Annotated in this window: 21 protein-coding genes; 8 read left to right on the forward strand and 13 right to left on the reverse strand. The window is 72.6% G+C overall.

What is annotated here, in order from left to right; translation table 11 throughout:
• The first annotated feature begins 69 nt into the window (after positions 1 to 69).
• Positions 70 to 1347 carry a thymidine phosphorylase gene (locus tag ABZ478_RS04460; RefSeq protein ID WP_359545875.1) on the forward strand — a complete coding sequence of 426 codons (1278 nt, stop codon included), beginning with the start codon at positions 70 to 72 and terminating at the stop codon, positions 1345 to 1347.
• Positions 1348 to 1407: 60 nt separating this feature from the next.
• Here the strand turns inward: ABZ478_RS04460 and ABZ478_RS04465 are convergent, their stop codons facing one another.
• Positions 1408 to 2328, reverse strand: a complete 921-nt coding sequence (locus ABZ478_RS04465) for an AEC family transporter (protein ID WP_359545273.1) — start codon at positions 2326 to 2328, stop codon at positions 1408 to 1410.
• Between the two features lie 76 nt (positions 2329 to 2404).
• Between ABZ478_RS04465 and ABZ478_RS04470 the strand changes: the two genes are divergently transcribed.
• Positions 2405 to 2791 carry an STAS domain-containing protein gene (locus ABZ478_RS04470; RefSeq protein ID WP_359545274.1) on the forward strand — a complete coding sequence of 129 codons (387 nt, stop codon included), beginning with the start codon at positions 2405 to 2407 and terminating at the stop codon, positions 2789 to 2791.
• Here the strand turns inward: ABZ478_RS04470 and ABZ478_RS04475 are convergent.
• The gene (locus ABZ478_RS04475) at positions 2675 to 3688 is read right to left on the reverse strand and encodes a sigma-70 family RNA polymerase sigma factor (RefSeq protein WP_359545276.1); all 1014 of its coding nucleotides are present in this window, start codon (positions 3686 to 3688) and stop codon (positions 2675 to 2677) included. The two genes, ABZ478_RS04470 and ABZ478_RS04475, sit on opposite strands and share 117 nt — an antisense overlap.
• Positions 3689 to 3866: 178 nt before the next feature.
• Positions 3867 to 5156 carry an MFS transporter gene (locus tag ABZ478_RS04480; RefSeq protein ID WP_359545278.1) on the reverse strand — a complete coding sequence of 430 codons (1290 nt, stop codon included), beginning with the start codon at positions 5154 to 5156 and terminating at the stop codon, positions 3867 to 3869.
• A gap of 119 nt (positions 5157 to 5275) precedes the next feature.
• Between ABZ478_RS04480 and ABZ478_RS04485 the strand changes: the two genes are divergently transcribed.
• Entirely contained in the window at positions 5276 to 6169 is an 894-nt protein-coding gene (locus ABZ478_RS04485; protein WP_359545877.1) for a LysR family transcriptional regulator, read from the forward strand.
• 86 nt (positions 6170 to 6255) lie between these two features.
• Here ABZ478_RS04485 and ABZ478_RS04490 read toward each other — a convergent pair whose 3' ends face one another.
• Positions 6256 to 7017 (reverse strand): alpha/beta fold hydrolase, encoded by a 762-nt coding sequence (locus ABZ478_RS04490; RefSeq protein WP_359545280.1) that lies wholly within the window; start codon positions 7015 to 7017, stop codon positions 6256 to 6258.
• Positions 7018 to 7148: 131 nt separating this feature from the next.
• Here ABZ478_RS04490 and ABZ478_RS04495 point away from each other — a divergent pair, with 131 nt between their 5' ends.
• The gene (locus tag ABZ478_RS04495; protein ID WP_359545282.1) at positions 7149 to 8324 is read left to right on the forward strand and encodes an adenosine deaminase; all 1176 of its coding nucleotides are present in this window, start codon (positions 7149 to 7151) and stop codon (positions 8322 to 8324) included.
• Between the two features lie 149 nt (positions 8325 to 8473).
• Positions 8474 to 8806: an ATP-binding protein gene (locus ABZ478_RS04500; protein ID WP_359545283.1), complete on the forward strand. Its 333-nt coding sequence runs from the start codon at positions 8474 to 8476 to the stop codon at positions 8804 to 8806.
• A gap of 89 nt (positions 8807 to 8895) precedes the next feature.
• Here the strand turns inward: ABZ478_RS04500 and ABZ478_RS04505 are convergent, their stop codons facing one another.
• The 5 genes from ABZ478_RS04505 to afsQ1 all read right to left on the reverse strand — a co-directional run bounded on the left by ABZ478_RS04505 (position 8896) and on the right by afsQ1 (position 12741).
• Positions 8896 to 9099, reverse strand: coding sequence for a PspC domain-containing protein (locus tag ABZ478_RS04505; protein WP_199213633.1), 204 nt, complete (start codon positions 9097 to 9099; stop codon positions 8896 to 8898).
• A gap of 92 nt (positions 9100 to 9191) precedes the next feature.
• Entirely contained in the window at positions 9192 to 9752 is a 561-nt protein-coding gene (locus ABZ478_RS04510) for a VanZ family protein (protein ID WP_359545285.1), read from the reverse strand.
• Between the two features lie 93 nt (positions 9753 to 9845).
• On the reverse strand, positions 9846 to 10484 hold the full coding sequence (locus ABZ478_RS04515; RefSeq protein ID WP_359545287.1) for a hypothetical protein: 639 nt from the start codon (positions 10482 to 10484) through the stop codon (positions 9846 to 9848).
• On the reverse strand, positions 10481 to 12067 hold the full coding sequence (locus ABZ478_RS04520) for a HAMP domain-containing sensor histidine kinase (protein ID WP_359545290.1): 1587 nt from the start codon (positions 12065 to 12067) through the stop codon (positions 10481 to 10483). Before ABZ478_RS04520 ends, ABZ478_RS04515 begins: the two co-directional genes overlap by 4 nt.
• Positions 12064 to 12741: a two-component system response regulator AfsQ1 gene (gene afsQ1 / locus ABZ478_RS04525; RefSeq protein WP_199211724.1), complete on the reverse strand. Its 678-nt coding sequence runs from the start codon at positions 12739 to 12741 to the stop codon at positions 12064 to 12066. The genes ABZ478_RS04520 and afsQ1 overlap by 4 nt, the downstream gene beginning before the upstream one ends.
• Positions 12742 to 13038: 297 nt before the next feature.
• Between afsQ1 and ABZ478_RS04530 the strand changes: the two genes are divergently transcribed.
• Complete coding sequence (locus ABZ478_RS04530) at positions 13039 to 13812, forward strand: SigE family RNA polymerase sigma factor (RefSeq protein ID WP_358936305.1); 774 nt, start codon at positions 13039 to 13041, stop codon at positions 13810 to 13812.
• A gap of 166 nt (positions 13813 to 13978) precedes the next feature.
• Here ABZ478_RS04530 and ABZ478_RS04535 read toward each other — a convergent pair whose 3' ends face one another.
• Positions 13979 to 14608: a uridine kinase gene (locus tag ABZ478_RS04535; protein WP_359545292.1), complete on the reverse strand. Its 630-nt coding sequence runs from the start codon at positions 14606 to 14608 to the stop codon at positions 13979 to 13981.
• 127 nt (positions 14609 to 14735) lie between these two features.
• On the opposite strand from ABZ478_RS04535, the gene ABZ478_RS04540 reads away from it, so the two are divergent.
• Complete coding sequence (locus ABZ478_RS04540; RefSeq protein WP_359545293.1) at positions 14736 to 15128, forward strand: hypothetical protein; 393 nt, start codon at positions 14736 to 14738, stop codon at positions 15126 to 15128.
• Between the two features lie 95 nt (positions 15129 to 15223).
• On the opposite strand, the gene ABZ478_RS04545 is transcribed toward ABZ478_RS04540, so the two are convergent.
• From ABZ478_RS04545 to deoC, 3 genes are read right to left on the reverse strand one after another with little or no spacing between them, the layout of a single operon-like run.
• The gene (locus ABZ478_RS04545) at positions 15224 to 16108 is read right to left on the reverse strand and encodes an aldehyde dehydrogenase family protein (RefSeq protein ID WP_359545295.1); all 885 of its coding nucleotides are present in this window, start codon (positions 16106 to 16108) and stop codon (positions 15224 to 15226) included.
• Entirely contained in the window at positions 16101 to 17537 is a 1437-nt protein-coding gene (locus ABZ478_RS04550; RefSeq protein ID WP_358936313.1) for an aldehyde dehydrogenase family protein, read from the reverse strand. The genes ABZ478_RS04545 and ABZ478_RS04550 overlap by 8 nt, the downstream gene beginning before the upstream one ends.
• A gap of 5 nt (positions 17538 to 17542) precedes the next feature.
• On the reverse strand, positions 17543 to 18502 hold the full coding sequence (gene deoC, locus ABZ478_RS04555) for a deoxyribose-phosphate aldolase (RefSeq protein WP_358936315.1): 960 nt from the start codon (positions 18500 to 18502) through the stop codon (positions 17543 to 17545).
• A 136-nt stretch (positions 18503 to 18638) separates the two neighbouring features.
• On the opposite strand from deoC, the gene ABZ478_RS04560 reads away from it, so the two are divergent.
• On the forward strand, positions 18639 to 19304 hold the full coding sequence (locus tag ABZ478_RS04560) for a PH domain-containing protein (RefSeq protein WP_359545297.1): 666 nt from the start codon (positions 18639 to 18641) through the stop codon (positions 19302 to 19304).

Below are 19304 nucleotides of genomic sequence, written 5' to 3' on the forward strand. Positions count from 1 at the left end.
CGGCCCCCCTGAACCGATCAGGGGGGCCGTGCACTTCGCACCTCCCGGAAGGAAGCCATAGCCATGGCCATGGACGCCATCTCCGTCATCCGCGCCAAGCGGGACCGCGGTGAGCTGACCGACGAGCAGATCGACTGGGTCATCGACGCGTACACCCGCGGCGAGGTCGCCGACGAGCAGATGTCGTCGCTCGCGATGGCGATCCTGCTGAACGGGATGAACCGCCGGGAGATCGCCCGCTGGACCGCGGCCATGATCGCCTCCGGCGAGCGCATGGACTTCTCCTCGCTGTCCCGCCCGACGGCCGACAAGCACTCCACCGGCGGCGTCGGCGACAAGATCACCCTCCCGCTGGCCCCGCTGGTGGCGGCCTGCGGCGCGGCCGTCCCGCAGCTCTCCGGCCGGGGCCTCGGCCACACCGGCGGCACGCTGGACAAGCTGGAGTCGATCCCCGGCTGGCGCGCGCTGCTGTCCAACGAGGAGATGCTGCACGTCCTCGACACCACCGGCGCGGTGATCTGCGCGGCCGGCGACGGCCTGGCCCCGGCCGACAAGAAGCTGTACGCCCTGCGGGACGTGACCGGCACGGTCGAGGCGATCCCGCTGATCGCGTCCTCGATCATGTCCAAGAAGATCGCCGAGGGCACCGGCTCCCTGGTCCTGGACGTGAAGGTCGGCTCCGGCGCCTTCATGAAGACGATCGAGGACGCCCGTGAGCTGGCCTCCACGATGGTCGGCCTCGGCACCGACCACGGGGTGAGGACGGTCGCCCTGCTGACCGACATGTCCACCCCGCTCGGCCTCACCGCCGGCAACGCGCTCGAGGTCCGCGAGTCGGTCGAGGTCCTGGCGGGCGGCGGCCCGGCGGACGTGGTCGAGCTGACGGTCGCCCTGGCCCGCGAGATGCTCGACGCGGCCGGCATCAAGGACGCCGACCCGGCGAAGGCGCTGGCCGACGGCTCGGCGATGGACGTGTGGCGCCGGATGATCGCGGCCCAGGGCGGAGACCCGGACGCCGTACTGCCCACGTCCAAGGAGCAGCACGTCATCAGGGCGTCCGGATCCGGCGTCCTGACCCGGCTGGACGCCTACGGCATCGGCGTCGCCGCCTGGCGCCTCGGCGCGGGCCGCGCCCGCAAGGAGGACCCGGTGCAGGCGGCGGCGGGCGTGGAGATGCACGCCAAGCCGGGCGACACGGTGACCGAGGGCCAGCCGCTGCTGACCCTCCACACGGACACCCCCGAGCGCTTCGAGTACGCGCTCCAGGCGGTCGAGGGCTCGTACGACATCGCGGCCCCGGGCACGGCCTTCACGGCGTCGCCGGTGGTGCTGGAGCGCATCGCCTGAGCAGCCCTGCGGACGAACGGGACCGGCGCCTCGGCGCCGGTCCCGTTCGGCGTCCGGCCCTCACCCCAGCACCGTCGCCACCCCCACCAGTACCGGGACCGAGACCACCGTCGACAGCAGCACCGACTCGCGGGCCAGGGTCTCGGCGACCCGGTAGCGGCTGGCGTAGGTGAACAGGTTCTGGGCGGCCGGCAGGGCCGAGGTGACGACCACGTCAAGCAGGGGCGCGCCGTGCAGGCCGAAGACGCCGCGGGCCAGTACCCAGGCCACCAGCGGCTGGCCCAGTGACTTCAGCGCCACCGACAGCAGGACCAGCCGGCGGTCGAGCCCCCGGCCGGGAGCCGCGCTGCCGCGCAGGGACATGCCGAAGACCAGCAGGGCCGCCGGAACCGACATGTTGCCGATCATGGTGAGCGGCTCCATGCCGGGGCCCGGGACCTTCCAGCCCCCCGCAGACACCACCACACCGGTGAGCGAGCCCACCGCGATCGGATTGCGCAGCGGGGTCAGCAGCCGCTGCCACACCGTGCCCTTCTCACCGGTGCCGGTCAGGTCCAGGACGGTCAGGGCGACGGGCGTGACGATGACGACCTGGAACAACAGGACCGGGGCCACCAGGGACGCGTCGCCCAGGACGTAGGCGGCGATCGGGATGCCGAGGTTGCCCGAGTTGACGTATCCCGCGCACAGGGCGCCGATCGTCGTGCGGCCCACGCCCCAGTGCCGCACCGCGCCGACCACCACGAAGGCAGCCGACACCGCGGCCGTGCTCAGCGCCGTCACCAGCAGACGGCTGGAGAACAGCACGGAGAGGTCGGCCCGGGCCAGCGTGTGGAACAGCAGGGCCGGTCCGGCCACCGAGAAGGCGAGCCGGGTCAGCACGTCACGGCCCGGCTCACCGAGGGTGCCGCGCCACCCGAGCACATAGCCCACCCCGATGACGACCGCGATCACCGCGAACCCGCTCAGCACCCCCGTCACGGCCCCCACCCTCCGCCGGGGCGCCGCAGCGGGTCAATGTGATCTCCGCCCGGGCGTGTCCGGCGGGCGGCCCGCGATGAGTTGTGCCCCCGCCGCCGGTCTACCGCACGTGGAAGCCAATACACCCGCCGTGCTCGTACTGCCCGGACCGCTCACCCGTGCCGAGGTGGCCGGGCTCTGCGCCGATGTGCGGGCGCTGCTGGAGGGCGGCGGGGCCGCGGTCGTGGTGTGCGACGTGGCCGGGCTCGGGCCGCCGGGGCTCCGGAGCGTGGATCTGCTGGCCCGGCTGGAGCTCGCCGCCCGCCGGGCCGGCGGACGGATACGGCTGCGCGACCCCGACCCCGCGCTACACGCCCTCCTCGATCTGGTCGGACTCCGCTTCCAGGTGGAGGGGCAGACCGAAGAGCGGGAACCAGCGCGCGGTGTCGAGGAAGCAGTGGAAACCGGTGATCCGGCCGTCTGACACCTCCAGTACCTGCACCGCCCAGGGAGTGAACCCGCCCTTCTCCTCGTCCGGCTTGTAGTGCGCGAACCCCGGCAGGCCGTTCGCCCGCACCGGCAGCAGCCGGGAGCCGGCGCAGGACGCGCCCAGGGTGGCCATGAAGCCGGTGATGTCGGCCGGGCCGCGCAGCCACAGGTCGAACGGCGGCATCGTCATGACCGCGTCCTCGTGCAGCAGCGCCGTGAGCGCCGTCATGTCGTAGCCCTCGAAGGCCTTCACGTAGCGTTCGAGCAGTCTCTGCTGCTCCTCGTCCAGCGGGTCGGACACCGCCCCCGCCGAGGCCCCGGAGTCCCGCTCGGCGAGCGTGGCCCGGGCCCGCTGCAGGGCGCTGTTGACGGAGGCGACCGTGGTGCCCAGCAGCTCGGCGACCTCGCTCGCCCGCCAGGCCAGCACCTCGCGCAGGATCAGCACCGCCCGCTGCTTGGGCGGAAGCTGCTGCAGGGCCGCCATGAACGCCAGCCGGACCGACTCCTTGGCGACGGCCGCCTCCGCCGGGTCCTCCACCGTCGGCAGCACACGCGCGTCCGGCATCGGCTCCAGCCAGGTGTGGTCCGGCCGGGGGGAGAGCGCCGCCTGCGCGAGCGGTGTCGAATCGGTCAGGTCCATCGGCCGGGCCCGCTTGTTGCCCGCCGTCAGCATGTCCAGGCACACGTTCGTCGCGATCCGGTACAGCCAGGAGCGCAGGGAGGAGCGGCCCTCGAACTTGTCGTAGCTCCGCCAGGCCCGCACCAGCGTGTCCTGCACCGCGTCCTCGGCCTCGAAGGAGGACCCGAGCATCCGGTAGCAGTACCCGGTCAGCTCGGTCCGGTGCTTCTCCAGCGCTGTGTCGAGGTCCGTCGTCGCCGTTCCGCTGCCCATCGCGCACCCACCCCTGTGGCCGTCCCCGTTGCGCGTCTTCGCGCCCCAGCACTTCGGAAGCTACCGCAGCCCACTGACAATGGCGCCCGGAGCACGAAAAAGCCCGGCCGGGACCGGTTCCCTCACACGACGGGGCGGACACCGTGACCGGTGCCCGCCCCGTCGTACACGCGTCGCCTCAGTGCGCCGGCACCGGCTCCCGCCGGGCGGCCACCCGGGCCGCCCGGGACCCGAGGACGGTGATGGCCACGACGCCGAGGACCGCGAGGACACCCACGCCGACCGTGCCCGCCCAGCCGCCGGCGTGGAACGCCGTCGCGCCCACCGTGCTGCCCGCGCTGGAGCCGATGTAGTACGCGGACTGGTACAGGGCGGAGGCCTGGGCGCGGCCGTGCTGGGCCGTCCTGCTGACCGCCGAGGAGGCGACCGCGTGGCCCGCGAAGAAGCCCGCCGTGATGAGCACCAGGCCCAGCAGGACCAGCGGGAGGGAGGGCGCCAGGGACAGCAGCAGACCCGCCGCCGTCGTACCGCCCGCCAGGTACAGCGCGCCCCGGCGGCCGAGCCGGCCCACCAGACGGCCCGCCGTCGACGCCGACACCGTACCGACGAGGTACACCAGGAAGATCGAGCCGACGATGCCCTGCGGCAGGGAGAACGGCGCCTCCGTCAGCCGGTAGCCGATCACCGTGTACACGCCGCCGAACACCGTCATGAACAGCGCGCCGATCGCGTACAGCCGGCGCAGCAGCGGGTCGGCGAGGTGTCCGCGCACCGTACCCAGCAGCACCCGCGGGCGCAGCGAGCCGGCCGAGAAGTGCCTCGGGGCCGGCAGCAGCGGCCGGAACGCCACGGCGCAGGCCACCGCGACCGCGCCGATCACACCGACGGCGACCCGCCAGCCCCACTCCTGCGCGACCCAGCCGGTGATCACCCGGCCGCTCATCCCGCCGACGCTGTTGCCCGCCACGAACAGGCCGATCGCCGTGACCAGCGCCTTCGGCCGGACCTCCTCGGCCAGGTACGCCGTCGCCGAGGCGGGCAGACCCGCCAGCGCCGCGCCCTGCACCGCCCGCAGCACCACCAGCGCGCCGATCGACGGCGCGAAGGGCACCAGCACGCCGACACCCACCGCGACCGCCAGCGAGGCCGTCATCACCGTACGGCGGCCGAAGCGCTCCGACAGGGCGCTCATCGGCAGCACGAACAGCGCCAGACCGCCGGTCGCGGCCGCCACCGTCCAGCTCGCCTCGCTCGCCGCCACCCCGAACTCGCCGGAGATCAGCGGCAGCAGGGCCTGGGTGGAGTAGAGCAGGGCGAAGGTCGCGACCCCGGCGAGGAAGAGGGCGAGGCTCATCCGGCGGTAGCCGGGGCCGCCCGGAGCCATCCGGGAGTCGGTCGCTGAGTCGGAGGAGGGGACGGGCGTGACGGCGTCCAGGGTGGCGGACGCCCCGGTACTGGCGGGAGACATGCTTCGACGCTATGCACGGCCCACTGATCCGTCCAATGCATGGAATCGCCATAATCGTTCCTGTGAAGCATGAGCAGAGGTCACAGGGTCAGCTGTCATCGTTCAGTGACATGGAAGACATGGCGCTGTTGCTCGCGCCGCGCCTCGCGTACTTCGCCGGAGTCGCCCGCACCGAGCACGTCACCCGGGCCGCGCAGGAGATGAACGTGCCCCAGTCCACGCTCTCCCGGGCGATGGTCCGGCTGGAGCAGGACCTCGGCGTCGGCCTGTTCGCCCGCCACGGCCGCACGGTCTCCCTCACCACCGCGGGCCGCACCTTCCTCGCCTCCGTCGAGCGCGCCCTCGCCGAGGTGGAGCGGGCCGCCGAGGAGGTCCGCGCCGACGCCGACCCGGCCACCGGCAAGGTCGCCTTCGGCTTCCTGCACACCATGGGCGCGGAGACCGTACCCGGCCTGCTGCACGCCTTCCGCGCCGACCACCCGCGCGTCCGCTTCAGCCTGTTCCAGAACTACGGAGAGGCCATGCTGGGGCGGCTGCGCGCGGGCGAACTGGACCTCTGCCTGACCTCACCTGTGCCGGACGCCCCCGACCTGGTCGCCCGCCGCCTGGACGAGCAGAAGCTGCGCCTGGTCGTGCCGGCCGACCACCGCCTGGCCGGCCGCCGCCGCATCCGGCTGGCCGAGGCGGCCGAGGAAACCTTCGTCACCCTGGAGCCGGGCTACGGCCTGCGCCGCATCACCGACGACCTGTGCCGCGAAGCCGGCTTCAAACCCCGCATCGCCTTCGAGGGCGAGGAGGCGGAGACCCTCAGGGGCCTGGTGGCGGCCGGCCTCGGGGTCGCCCTGCTGCCGCCCCCGACGGTGCCGCGCCCGGGAGTGGTGGAACTGACGGTCACGGCGCCGCGGGCGGCCCGGGAGATCGGCGTCGCCTGGCTGGCCGACCGCCCGGACACCCCACCCGTGGCGGCCTTCAAGAAGTTCCTGCTCTCCAGGAGGGGCAGTCTGCTCCCCTAGGGGAGCCACGGAACTCCGGTCCCCCGGGGGGAGCCACGGAACCCCCGGTCCCCCAGGGGAGCCACGGAACTTCGGGGAGCCCGGCCCTACCGCCGCAGCGACTTGCCGAACCCCGCGGCCAGCGGCATCCGCAGCCCGATCGGCGGCGGGGCGGCCAGCGCGTCCTCCACCGGCCGTGACACCGGGTGCCCGAACAGCGCGCCCATGACGAAGTCCACCGCCAGCGAGCGCACTTCGTCGCGGTACTGGTGCAACGTATGGCCGTCGGTGTGCACTTCGAACCGGCACACGTTCCGGTTCGCCTTCTTCGCCCGCTCCGCCAGCCGGAACGACAACTCCGGGTCGGTTCGTTCGTCGTTCGTGCCGTGCACGATCAGCACCCGCCGCCCCGCGAGCTGCTTCACCGGCTCGGCCGGCGAGGCCACGTCCTCCTCGGGCAGCCAGGGGGCGAGTGCGACGACGGAGTTCACCGCCTCGTGGCCGCCCGCCCGCAGCGCCGCCCGGCCGCCCATGTCCAGGCCCACCAGGCACACCGGTACGTCCCCGTACCGGCGTACGACCTCGTCGGCGGCCCACTGCGCGTCCGCCGCCAGATGCGCCTCGCTGCCGTTCCAGCCGCGGTACCGGTAGTGCACGGTGTGCACCGCCAGCCCCTCCTCCCGGCCCGCCCGGGCGAACCGGCGGCCCAGGGAACGTACGAAGGCCGTCGCCCATACGGGGGACGGCCTGCGGTCGGAGATCTCCTCCCCGCCGGGGAGCAGCAGCACCGCTCCGCTCACCGCCGTCGGCTCCGGCCCGACCGCCTTTCCCAGTCCGGCCGTTCGGACCGGCGTCGCTTGCTGTCCCATGACAGAACAGTGTCAGAAGCCGTGGTGTACGAAACCCGTCCGGGCGGTCACCGTTGCGTATCGGCGGAAAACCCGCAGTGTCTCCTTGCGTACCGGGGGCCTTCTACGCGCGTAGGAGTTAGAGTGCGGAAATGACGAGCCAGACTGCACCGACTGGGACCGTCCCGGCCCACGTTCCGACGCCGGACCAGATCCGACGGGCGCCCAAGGTTCTGCTGCACGACCATCTCGACGGCGGGCTGCGCCCCGGCACCGTCGTGGAACTCGCTCAGCAGTCCGGGTACTCCGATCTGCCCGAGACCGACCCCGACAAGCTGGGCCTCTGGTTCCGTGAGGCCGCCGACTCCGGCTCGCTGGAGCGGTACCTGGAGACCTTCTCGCACACCGTCGGCGTGATGCAGACCCGGGACGCGCTGGTCCGGGTCGCCCGCGAGTGCGCCGAGGACCTGGCCGAGGACGGGGTCGTCTACGCCGAGGTGCGCTACGCGCCCGAGCAGCACCTCGCCGCCGGACTGAGCCTCGAAGAGGTCGTCGAGGCGGTCAACGAGGGGTTCCGGCAGGGGGAGCGGCTGGCCCGGGAGAGCGGCCACCGGATCCGGGTAGGCGCCCTGCTGACCGCCATGCGGCACGCCGCCCGCGCCCTGGAGATCGCCGAACTCGCCAACCGCTACCGGGACATGGGCGTCGTCGGCTTCGACATCGCCGGTGCCGAGGCCGGCTACCCGCCCACCCGGCACCTGGACGCCTTCGAGTACCTGAAGCGGGAGAACAACCACTTCACCATCCACGCCGGCGAGGCCTTCGGGCTGCCCTCCATCTGGCAGGCGCTGCAGTGGTGCGGCGCCGACCGGCTCGGGCACGGGGTGCGGATCATCGACGACATCGAGGTGCGGGCGGACGGCTCGGTACGGCTCGGGCGACTGGCCTCCTACGTCCGCGACAAGCGCATCCCGCTGGAGCTGTGCCCCAGCTCCAACCTGCAGACCGGGGCCGCGCCCTCCTACGCCGAGCACCCGATCGGGCTGCTGCGGCGGCTGCACTTCAGGGCGACGGTGAACACGGACAACCGGCTGATGTCGCACACCGGCATGAGCCGGGAATTCGAGCATCTCGTAGAGGCGTTCGGTTACACGCTCGACGACATCCAGTGGTTCTCCGTCAATGCGATGAAATCAGCGTTCATTCCTTTCGATGAACGACTCGCGATGATCAATGACGTGATCAAGCCCGGATATGCAGAGCTGAAGTCCGAATGGCTGTTCCAGCAGACCGCCTCCACCAGTGGTTCTTCCGGCTCGGAAGGCTGATGGCAGGCAAATTGGCCGCCTGAATGCGAACGCCCCTTCACAAGCCGTACGCATTTCGGTGTTTGCGGCCGGCTGTGCGGGATGTCTACGGTCGTGGGACCGCTCAGATCTATTGGGATCCCCGTCTCCGCATTCAAGGACGCATTTACATGAAGCAGTCTGCTGCCAAGACCCTCGGTGTCGCCGCCCTCGGTGCCGCTTTCGCGGCCGTGGGTGCGGGTGCCGCCGAGGCGGCTCCGGCCGCTCCGGTCGCCCCGCAGGCCCTGGACTCCGTGACCACCGCGCTGCCGGCCCAGAACGTCGGCCAGGCGCTCGCCCAGGGGCAGGGCGCTCTCGGCACCGGGGGCACCGCCGCGCAGCCGGTCGTCGGGAACGTCCTCGCCGGGGGGCCGACCGCGCCGCTCGCCGGGCTGCTCGGCGGACTGCCGCTTCAGAGCATGCCCACGCAGGGTGTCGCGGTGAACGGCCTGCCGATCGGCTGACAACGCCGTACGACGCCGTCCGCGCGCCCCGGAACCTTCCCGGGGCGCGCAGGCGGCGTTCGTGTGCGCGGGGTCCGGCCCGCGGTGGCTCACCAGGTGGCGGCGCGGGCCTTGTCCTCGGCCGGGAGCAGGATCCACAGCGCTATGTAGAGCAGGAACTGCGGGCCGGGCAGCAGGCAGGACACCAGGAAGACGACCCGCATGGTCGTCGCCGAGGTGCCGAAGCGGCGGGCCAGCGCGGCGCACACTCCGCCGATCATGCGGCCGTGGGTGGGGCGGGCGAGGCTGGACATCTGCGGCTCCTTCGTGGACGTCGGACGAGGCGGTCCGGTCGGCTGCCTCGACGATCTCCACAGTACGGAGACGAAGGGGGCGAAGCGTCGCTCTACGGGGCGATCCTGACCCTGGGAATCGTCGGGGTACGCCCCTGAGCCAGGTCCTCCTGGACGGTGACCTGCCCGGGCGCACCGGGTGCCCGCGCGGCCCGCCGGCGCAGCCGGGCCCGGCCGGCCGGGACCACGGCCAGGTGGGCCAGGGCCACGCCCACGGTGTTCAGCAGGAGCGAGTCGACGTCCACGACCCGGCCGGGCACGCCGGTCTGCAGCAGGGCGATGCCGGTGGAGACCAGGGCGCCCGCGGCGGTCGTACGGACCAGGGAGGCGAGCGGTGACACGGCGAGCCTGCCGTGCGCCGCGGGCAGCAGCACCCCCAGCGGCGCGAGCAGCGCCAGCCCCTCGGCGATGCGTCTGGCCGCCTGGGCCCCGCCCAGCGCCAGATCGGCCCGGAGGCCGGCCAGCGGACGCAGATTGGGGGGCATCACCCAGGGCACGTCCAGCGGTCGCAGCATCAGCCAGGCGACGAGCCCGAGATGGGCGGCGAGGAGGACACCCCCCGCCACACGGATACGGATCGCGGCGCTGCCGCCGATGGAGCCTTGACGCTGCACGCCCCCCAAGACGCGCCCCTGTGCACAATCGGTTCCGCAACGGTCACGGGGACGCGCGTGAGGCGTCCGCCACACCCGGGCGGTGCCCGCCCCTCAGGCCGCGGTGACCTCGCTGGACGGCGGGTCCGTGCGGCCCGGGCGGTTGCGGACGGTGTCGGTGCACTCGTAGCGGCGCAGCGGGGCGGGGGCCGGGCCGCCCAGGATCACCGAGCCGTCGCCCTCCGCCGCCGCCGAGTCGGACAGGGTGCACACGATCTGGGCCAGGGCGTAGGAGGTCAGCCGGGCCGGGGTGGCGCTCAGCCGCAGCGTGTCCTCCGGGTCCTTGTGGGCGGGCCCCGCCACGCCCAGGCCGCCCGGCACGTACGTGGTGTAGCCCGCGGACTTCTCCGAGGCCGAGGGGGACGCGGCGAGCTGGTCCAGCAGGCCCTGGGCCACGATGACCCGGCGCCGCGCGTCCGGGGTCCCCTCCGGGACGCGCACCGTGCGGTCCACGGCGACCAGGGAGGACCCGCACAGCAGGAACACCTGAACCGGCACGCCGTGCGCGGACTGGGTCGTCACATCGGGCGCGGCCAGCGAGCACGGCACCCGGGAGGGCGCCGCGCCGAAGTCCGTCGGCACCTCGGTGGGCCGGATCCCGCACCCGGCGAGCACCGTGGTCAGGAGGGAGGCCGCGAGCAGACGTCGTACGGTCCGGGCCGTCGGCGCGGTCCGTTCGGTCCGTGCGGTCATGATCCCTCCTTCCCGGTGGTGTTCCCGGCCTTGTCGTCCCTGGTGTCCTCGTCGTCCTCCGCCGTCAGCCGGGAGGCGTCCCGTGGCAGCCGCAGTGTGAACACCGCGCCGCCCTCCGGTGAGTTGGCGGCGGTGATGCCGCCGCCGTGGATGTGGGCGTTCTCCATGGCGATGGACAGGCCCAGGCCGCTGCCCTCGGAGCGCGGCCGGGAGGCGCTGGCCTTGTAGAAGCGGTCGAAGACGTGCGGCAGGACGTCCTCGGGGATGCCCGGACCGTGGTCGCGCACCGCGATGACGAGATCGTCGCCGTCGATCCGCACCGACACCCTGACCGGCGATCCGCCGTGCTTGAGGGCGTTGCCGATCAGGTTGGCCAGTATGACGTCCAGGCGGCGCGGGTCCAGCCGGGCGTGGCGTCCGCGCTCGGCGTCCAGCTCGACCGCGTCCAGCCAGGCGCGGGCGTCGATGCAGGCGGTGATCTGGTCGGCGATGTCCACGTCGTCCAGGACCAGCCGGGCGGTGCCCGCGTCGAAGCGGGTCACCTCCATCAGGTTCTCGACCAGGTCGTTCAGCCGCCGGGTCTCGCTGACCACGAGCCGTACGGCGGGCTCGATCATCGGGTCGATGCTCCCGGCGTCGGCGTCCAGCTCCTCCTCCAGCACCTCCGTCACGGCGGTGATGGCGGTCAGCGGGGTGCGCAGCTCATGGCTCATGTCCGCCACGAAGCGGCGCGAGGACTCGTCCCGGGCGGCCATGTCGGCGACCCGTTTCTCCAGCGCCTCGGCCGCGTTGTTGAACGTCCGCGAGAGATCGGCCAGTTCGTCGGTGCCGGACACGCTGAGCCGGGTGTCCAGCCGGCCCTCGCCGAGCCGGCGGGCGGCCACCCCGAGCCGGTGCACCGGCTTCAGCACGGTCGTGGCGGCGGCCTGCGCGAGCAGCGCGGAGCCGATCAGGGCGAGGCCGGTCGCGATCCCCAGCGACCAGGCCAGCGAGTTCAGGTCCTTGGCCTCCGGCTCCAGCGACTTGGCCAGATAGCCCGTCGGCCCGCCGCCGGCCAGCCGAGCCCCGGCCACCAGGTAGGGCGTGCCGTGGTCGTCGACCCGCTGCCAGTACAGGTGGTACGGCGCCTCGTTGCCGTCGGTCACCTTCTGCCGCTTGTTCACCGCCGCGCGCAGCGACGCCGGCACGTCCTCCAGCGAGAAGCCGTTGATCCCGCCCGAGGTGCCGTACACCGTCTTGCCGCGCGCGTCCTCGGCGACCAGCAGCACGCTGAAACGCTGGCTGCTGCCGGCCATCTGGCCCGCCGCGCGCTGGAGTTCGTCCTGGGTGGGGCGCGCGGGCAGCGCGCCCGCCCGGTTCTGCATCTCCTGCTGGAAGTCGCGCAGCACCGCGTCCTGCGCGCGCGTCAGCACGGCCTCCCGGTTCAGCCAGTACGCGATGCCCGACGCCGACACCGCGGCGGTGAGCGCGACCAGCGCGAAGACGACGACCAGCCGCAGCCTGAGACTGGTGAACCGCAGCCGCGACACACTTTTCCCGCGCCCCGCGGCCCAGCCGCGCGGCCCCCCTCGCGTATCGGTCACTGAGGAGAGTCCAGGCGGTAGCCGACACCACGGACGGTACGGATCAGGGTCGGGGAGGAGGGCACGTCCTCCACCTTGGCGCGCAGCCGCTGCACACACGCGTCCACCAGACGCGAGTCGCCCAGGTAGTCGTGCTCCCACACCAGCCGCAGCAACTGCTGCCGGGAGAGCGCCTGACCGGGACGCCGGCTCAGCTCCAGCAGCAGCCGCAGCTCGGTCGGCGTGAGCTGCAGGTCCTCGCCGTTCTTGGTCACGGTCATCGCGGAGCGGTCGATGACGAGGCTGCCGAAGGTCGCCGAGTCGCTGGACTCACGCTCCCCGCGCCGCAGCACGGCCCGGATCCGGGCGTCCAGCACCCGGCCCTGCACGGGCTTCACGACGTAGTCGTCGGCACCGGACTCCAGTCCGACCACCACGTCGATGTCATCGCTGCGGGCGGTCAGCAGGATGATCGGAAGCTGGTCGGTGCGCCGGATGCGCCGGCACACCTCGAACCCGTCGATGCCGGGCAGCATCACGTCCAGCACGATCAGATCCGGCCGCTGCTCGCGCAGCAGCTTCAGACCGTCCTCACCACTGGCAGCGGTCGCCACCCGGTGTCCCTGGCGCGTCAGGGAGAGCTCCAGGGCCGTGCGGATGGCGTCGTCGTCCTCGATCAGCAACAGGGAAGGCACGGGCTCATTCTGGCCCATGGACGGGGTGCGGATCGACCGGTGGGACGGAGATCGCGATACCGGGTCCCCCACAGCAGCCCCGGCGCGCCCCGGCGGACCGTTCCGTCCCGTGCCCGGCGGGACCGTGCCGCCCTCTCCCGCGCGGCCCCTCTGACACGCCCCCGCCCGGCCCCTGTGACAGGTCTGTGACAGTCGGCGGACACGGCCATGAAGGTCGCTCGGCAAGCTTTTCGGCACAGGCAAGGAAGCACGACCGAGCAGGCCGGGGCACCGGAAGTCCACGACGGGGAGCGCGAGATGAACACGCTGCACAGCATCAGCACCAGCGCAGTGGTCACGCGTCTGCACGACGTGCACCGGGGACCGGAGAAGTCCGGTGCTGATGGGGGTACCTCCCGCGCGAGCGTGTTCGAGCGTGGGGGAGGGCGGGGGTGCGCTCGCGGTACCGGGCGTCAGCACACCGGTTACATGACGGTGGTTGACGCGCGCACGGGGGAGGCCCACGGGGGAACCGCGTACGGGGAGGAACCGGGGGAGCGTCGCTCGCTGACCGAGGCGGAGTTCACCGCCTACGTCCAGGAGCGCCGCGCCTCCCTGTACGCCACCGCCTACCACCTGACCGGCGACCGCTTCGAGGCCGAGGACCTGCTGCAGAGCGCGCTGTTCTCGACGTACCGGGCGTGGGAGCGGATCAGCGACAAGGCGGCGGTCGGCGGCTATCTGCGCCGCACCATGACCAACCTGCACATCAGCGCCTGGCGGCGCCGCAAGCTCAACGAGTACCCGACCGAGGAACTGCCGGAGACGCCCGGTGACACGGACGCGATGCGCGGCACCGAACTGCGCGCGGTCCTGTGGCAGGCGCTGGCCCGGCTGCCCGAACTCCAGCGCACCATGCTGGTCCTGCGCTACTACGAGGGCCGCACGGACCCGGAGATCGCGGAGATCCTCGGCATCAGTGTCGGCACGGTGAAGTCCAGCATCTGGCGCTCCCTGCGCCGGCTGCGCGAGGACGAGGTCCTCAGCTTCGGCCGTGACGAGGAGAACGCCTTCGGCGAGCTGGTCGCCTGAGGTCAGGGGGGGCAACGGGGGAACGGGGGACCACTGGGGGGTGGAACCCACGGGGGATCACGGGGGAGCGAAAAGGAGCGGGACTGGCGGGCCTCGGCCCGTCCAGTCCCGTCTCGCGTTCGGCGTGCCCCGCGGCCGTCCTGGGCCCTGATCCGCCGGACGGGCCCTACGCCACCGTCCGCTGCGGAGCCCGCCCGCCCGCCGTGGCCATCCGGTCCAGTGCCTCGTCCCGGTCGCAGGGGTGGGCGCCCAGGGACACCTGACGGGCCACGATCGACCGCTCGGTCAGCATCAGCCGCCAGCCCCGCCGCAGCAGGAACGGCACCGACTTGCGGCCTTCCCTGAGGTCCCGCAGGAAGCGCCGGCGGAAGGTGGTGACCGAGCCCCGGCTCAGGCACAGCGCGTCGGCCAGCACGCCCCGTTCCCGGCAGCGCTTCACGATCTCGGCGGCGAAGATGCCCTCCGCGATGAACAGCGGCGCGGGCCCTATGCTCAGCGTCTTCTCGCCGGTACGGGCGCTCAGCGAGATGTCGTACACCGGTACGGGTGTCGCTCCCGTGGCGCACAGCCGGACGATGGCCTCGACCGCGATGTCCGCGTCCCAGGACGCGGGGTGGTCCCAGTCGACGTCCGAACTCCCGTCCACCAGGGGCAGGGTCGGGTCGCCGGCTTCCTTGTAGAAGTCGTCGAGGCGCAGCACGGGCAGCCCGGAACGGGCGGCGACGAGGGACTTGCCCGAACCCGAGGGGCCGCAGAGCAGCACGACACGGGCGGGGGACGGCGGATGAGGGCTCACGGAACACCAGTTTGACGCATGGCGGCGCTCCTGCCGACCCCGCGGGTCGGCTTTGGAGCGTGCGTCACATCTCAACTACCCTACGTGCTGATCCGTTTACCCTGCGCACCAGAAGGCGGCACCGGCGATGGCCCGACACACTTCCTCCCAGCACCCCACCGTGCAGCGCGCCCTGATCGCCCTCGCGGCCGCCGGAGCGGCGCTGGGAGCGGGCGCGGCGTCCGCGCACGCGGAGGGCGGCGCCCGGCTCGCCGACGCGCCCGCCTCGCTCGGCGACCTCGACCCGGCGGCGGGCCTGACGTCCGTCACCGGCACGGTCGGCCACGCCACCGGCCCGGTCTCCGCCATCAAGCCGAACCCGCTCGCGGGCACCGGAGTCGACCCGCTGGACAACGGCGTCGCCACCCAGATCGCCGACTTCAAGCCGGTCGACTCCCGTGACTTGACCCGGCCGGTCGCCGAGGCGGACTCGTTCGGGAGCCTGCCGGTGGTGGGGCAGGTCATGAGCCCGCAGGGCTGACCGGCGCCGCCCGGCCGGCGCCCCGGTACGACGAAGAGCCGCGCCACCCCCGGACGGAGAGGTGACGCGGCTCGCTCGTGCGGGCGTGGGGCGGCTCAGTACGCCGAGCCGGACGCGCCCAGGGAGCCCGTCGGGTGCCAGACCGTCTTGGTCTCCAGGAACGCCGTCATGCGGTCGGTGCCCGGCGTCTCCGAGTAATCCACAGGCTGTGGACGCAGGACGCGCTTGAGGTTGTCCGCCGCCGCGATCTCCAGCTCCTTGGCCAGCGCCTCGTCGGCGCCCGCGAGGTCGATCGCGTTGACGTCCTGGTGCGCGGCCAGCGGCGTGGCGATCTCCGCCGTACGGCCCGACAGGACGTTGACGACACCGCCGGGGACGTCGGAGGTGGCCAGCACCTCGCCCAGGGACAGGGCGGGCAGCGGGGCCTTCTCGGAGGCGATCACGACCGCCGTGTTGCCGGTGGCGATCACCGGGGCAACGACCGAGACCAGCCCGAGGAACGACGACTCCTGCGGGGCCAGGACGGCGACCACGCCGGTCGGCTCGGGGGAGGAGAGGTTGAAGAACGGGCCCGCGACCGGGTTGGCGCCGCCCACCACCTGGGCGATCTTGTCGGTCCAGCCCGCGTACCAGACCCAGCGGTCGATCGTGGCGTCCACGACGGCGGCCGCCTTGGACTTCGACAGGCCCTCGGCGTCCGCGACCTCCCGGACGAACTGCTCCCGGCGGCCCTCCAGCATCTCCGCGACGCGGTAGAGGACCTGGCCGCGGTTGTAGGCGGTCGCGCCGGACCAGCCGCCGAACGCCTTGCGCGCGGCGACCACCGCGTCACGGGCGTCCTTGCGGGAGGACTGCGGGGCGTTGGCCAGCCACTTGCCCTTTGCGTCGGTCACCTCGTACACCCGGCCGCTCTCGGAACGCGGGAACTTCCCGCCGACGTACAGCTTGTAGGTCTTGAAGACACTGAGCCGATCAGACATCGAGGTACGCCTCCAGGCCGTGGCGGCCGCCCTCGCGGCCGAAGCCCGACTCCTTGAAGCCGCCGAACGGCGAGGTCGGGTCGAACTTGTTGAACGTGTTGGACCAGACGACACCGGCGCGCAGCTTGCCCGCGACGGCCAGGATCCGGGAGCCCTTCTCGCTCCAGATGCCCGCCGACAGGCCGTACGCGGTGTTGTTGGCCTTGGCGACCGCCTCGTCGGGCGTGCGGAAGGTGAGGACCGACAGCACCGGGCCGAAGATCTCGTCGCGGGCGATGGTGTGCGCCTGGGTGACGTTGGTGAAGAGCGTCGGGGCGAACCAGTACCCGGAGCCCGGCAGTTCGCAGGCGGGGGACCAGCGCTCGGCACCCTCCGCCTCGCCCTGCTCGGCGAGCGCGGTGATCCGGGCGAGCTGCTCGGCGGAGTTGATCGCGCCGATGTCGGTGTTCTTGTCGAGCGGGTCGCCGAGCCGCAGAGTGGACAGCCGGCGCTTGAGGGAGTCGAGCAGCTCGTCGTGGATCGACTCCTGGACCAGCAGCCGGGAGCCCGCGCAGCAGACCTGGCCCTGGTTGAAGAAGATGCCGTTCACGATGCCCTCGACGGCCTGGTCGATCGGCGCGTCGTCGAAGACGATGTTGGCGCCCTTGCCGCCCAGTTCGAGGGTGAGCTTCTTGCGGGTGCCGGCGACGGTCCGCGCGATCTCCTTGCCGACGTTCGTCGACCCGGTGAACGCGACCTTGTTCACGTCCGGGTGCGCGACGAGCGCGGCGCCCGCGTCGCCGTAGCCCGGGAGGATGTTGACGACACCCTTGGGCAGGCCCGCCTGGCGGCAGATGTCCGCGAAGAACAGGGCCGACAGCGGGGTCGTCTCGGCCGGCTTCAGCACGACCGTGTTGCCGGTCGCCAGCGCCGGGGCGATCTTCCACGCCAGCATCAGCAGCGGGAAGTTCCACGGGATCACCTGGCCGGCGACGCCGAGGGGCCTCGGGTCCGTGCCGAACCCGGCGTGGCCGAGCTTGTCGGCCCAGCCCGCGTAGTAGAAGAAGTGCGCGGCGACCAGCGGGAGGTCCGCGTCCCGGGTCTCCTTGATCGGCTTGCCGTTGTCCAGCGTCTCCAGGACCGCCAGCTCGCGGCTGCGCTCCTGGATGATGCGGGCGATACGGAACAGGTACTTGGCGCGCTCGGAGCCGGGCAGCGCCGACCACTTCTCGAAGGCCTTGCGGGCGGCCTTCACGGCGCGGTCGACATCCTCGGCGCCGGCCTGCGCGACCTCGGAGAGCACCTCCTCCGTCGACGGCGAGACCGTCTTGAAGACCTTGCCGGCGGCGGCCTCGGTGAACTCGCCGTCGATGAAGAGGCCGTAGGAGGGGGCGATGTCGACGACCGCGCGGGACTCGGGCGCCGGTGCGTAATCGAATGCGGATGCCATGGTGATCAGTCCACCGTCACGTAGTCGGGGCCGGAGTAGCGGCCGGTGGCCAGCTTCTGACGCTGCATCAGCAGGTCGTTCAGGAGCGAGGAGGCGCCGAAGCGGAACCAGTGGTTGTCCAGCCAGTCCTCGCCCGCAGTCTCGTTGACCAGGACCAGGAACTTGATGGCGTCCTTGGTGGTGCGGATGCCGCCGGCCGGCTTCACACCGACCTGGACGCCGGTCTGGGCGCGGAAGTCGCGGACGGCCTCCAGCATGAGCAGGGTGTTGGCGGGCGTGGCGTTCACCGCCACCTTGCCGGTCGACGTCTTGATGAAGTCGGCCCCCGCGATCATGCCCAGCCAGCTCGCCCGGCGGATGTTGTCGTACGTCGACAGCTCACCGGTCTCGAAGATGACCTTCAGCCGGGCGCTCGTGCCGCAGGCCTCCTTCACGGCGACGATCTCGTCGTACACCTTGAGGTAGTTGCCCGAGAGGAACGCGCCACGGTCGATGACCATGTCGATCTCGTCGGCGCCCGCGGCGACGGCGTCCCGGACGTCGGCCAGCTTCACCCCGAGGGCGGCCCGGCCGGCCGGGAAGGCGGTGGCGACCGAGGCGACCTTCACGCCGGAACCGGCGACGGCCTCCTTGGCGGTGGCCACCATGTCGGGGTAGACGCAGACGGCCGCGGTCGCGGGGGTCGTCCGGTCCGTCGGATCGGGATGGACCGCCTTGGCGCCGAGCGCCCGGACCTTGCCCGGGGTGTCCGCGCCTTCCAGCGTCGTCAGGTCGACCATCGAGATGGCGAGGTCGATGGCGTACGCCTTCGCGGTGGTCTTGATGGAACGGGTGCCGAGAGACGCGGCGCGCGCCTCCAGGCCGACCGCGTCGACGCCGGGCAGCCCGTGGAGGAAGCGGCGCAGCGTGCTGTCGGACGCGGTGACGTCAGCGAAAGGCTGTGCGGGGGATGCAGTGGTGGGCATGGTCACCAGACGAGCATATCTACGCGCGTAGCGGAAGGGAAGTCCCGAGCGCTCACCACCTGCCCGGCGATCACGGATGAGCGCTCGGCCCGGGGCGCGCGGGAACGCTTCGCCGGCGTCGGGCAGAATCGGCACCATGACGACCCCGGACCACCAGTCACCCGAGCCGCGGCCCACCGCCAAGGACGTGATCTACCGCTCGCCCATGGCACTCGTGGCCGGTGTGCTGCTGCTGGCGCTCGCCTGCTGGCTGGGCTTCGACGCGCTGGTCCGCGGGCACGGGCGCACCCCCTGGCTGGCGCTCGCCACGCTGATCCTCGCCGTGCCGCTGGTGGTCGCCTTCACGCTGCGCCCGGCGGTGTTCTCGGGCGAGGACCGGCTCCGGGTCCGCAACCCCTTCCGGTCGGTCACCCTGCCCTGGGGCGAGGTCGCCTCCCTGCGCTCCGGCTACACCAACGAGGTCATCGCCAACTCCGGCGACAAGTACCAGCTCTGGGCCATCCCCGTCTCGCTGCGCGCCCGCAAGAAGGCGGCACGCCGGCAGGCCCGCGCGGACGCGGCGGCCCGGGGCGGCAAGTCCGGCGGCTTCGGCCTCGGCGGCGCCCTCGGGGGCCTCGGCGACCATGACGGGCCGACCCGCGCGGAGAGCGACCAGATCATCGACGACCTGCGGGCGGCCGTGGAGCGCCGGGGGCCGGCGAAGACGGCCCAGGGTGAGGTGACGGTGCGCTGGGCCTACGAGGTGATCGCCCCCGCGGTGGCCGGGGCGGTGCTGCTGGCGGTGCTGCTGGCGGTGGGCTGA

The sequence above is a fragment of the Streptomyces sp. NPDC005706 genome (assembly GCF_040631045.1).
In the GTDB taxonomy this organism is placed as follows: Bacteria; Actinomycetota; Actinomycetes; order Streptomycetales; family Streptomycetaceae; genus Streptomyces.

Coding starts and splice junctions, on each gene's coding strand:
- ABZ478_RS04460 (WP_359545875.1), top strand. CDS start 70: ATGGACGCCATCTCCGTCATCCGCGCCAAGCGGGACCGCGGTGAGCTG.
- ABZ478_RS04470 (WP_359545274.1), top strand. CDS start 2,405: ATGAGTTGTGCCCCCGCCGCCGGTCTACCGCACGTGGAAGCCAATACA.
- ABZ478_RS04475 (WP_359545276.1), bottom strand. CDS start 3,688: ATGGGCAGCGGAACGGCGACGACGGACCTCGACACAGCGCTGGAGAAG.
- ABZ478_RS04480 (WP_359545278.1), bottom strand. CDS start 5,156: ATGTCTCCCGCCAGTACCGGGGCGTCCGCCACCCTGGACGCCGTCACG.
- ABZ478_RS04485 (WP_359545877.1), top strand. CDS start 5,276: ATGGCGCTGTTGCTCGCGCCGCGCCTCGCGTACTTCGCCGGAGTCGCC.
- ABZ478_RS04490 (WP_359545280.1), bottom strand. CDS start 7,017: ATGGGACAGCAAGCGACGCCGGTCCGAACGGCCGGACTGGGAAAGGCG.
- ABZ478_RS04495 (WP_359545282.1), top strand. CDS start 7,149: ATGACGAGCCAGACTGCACCGACTGGGACCGTCCCGGCCCACGTTCCG.
- ABZ478_RS04500 (WP_359545283.1), top strand. CDS start 8,474: ATGAAGCAGTCTGCTGCCAAGACCCTCGGTGTCGCCGCCCTCGGTGCC.
- ABZ478_RS04505 (WP_199213633.1), bottom strand. CDS start 9,099: ATGTCCAGCCTCGCCCGCCCCACCCACGGCCGCATGATCGGCGGAGTG.
- ABZ478_RS04515 (WP_359545287.1), bottom strand. CDS start 10,484: ATGACCGCACGGACCGAACGGACCGCGCCGACGGCCCGGACCGTACGA.
- ABZ478_RS04530 (WP_358936305.1), top strand. CDS start 13,039: ATGAACACGCTGCACAGCATCAGCACCAGCGCAGTGGTCACGCGTCTG.
- ABZ478_RS04540 (WP_359545293.1), top strand. CDS start 14,736: ATGGCCCGACACACTTCCTCCCAGCACCCCACCGTGCAGCGCGCCCTG.
- ABZ478_RS04545 (WP_359545295.1), bottom strand. CDS start 16,108: ATGTCTGATCGGCTCAGTGTCTTCAAGACCTACAAGCTGTACGTCGGC.
- ABZ478_RS04550 (WP_358936313.1), bottom strand. CDS start 17,537: ATGGCATCCGCATTCGATTACGCACCGGCGCCCGAGTCCCGCGCGGTC.
- deoC (WP_358936315.1), bottom strand. CDS start 18,502: ATGCCCACCACTGCATCCCCCGCACAGCCTTTCGCTGACGTCACCGCG.
- ABZ478_RS04560 (WP_359545297.1), top strand. CDS start 18,639: ATGACGACCCCGGACCACCAGTCACCCGAGCCGCGGCCCACCGCCAAG.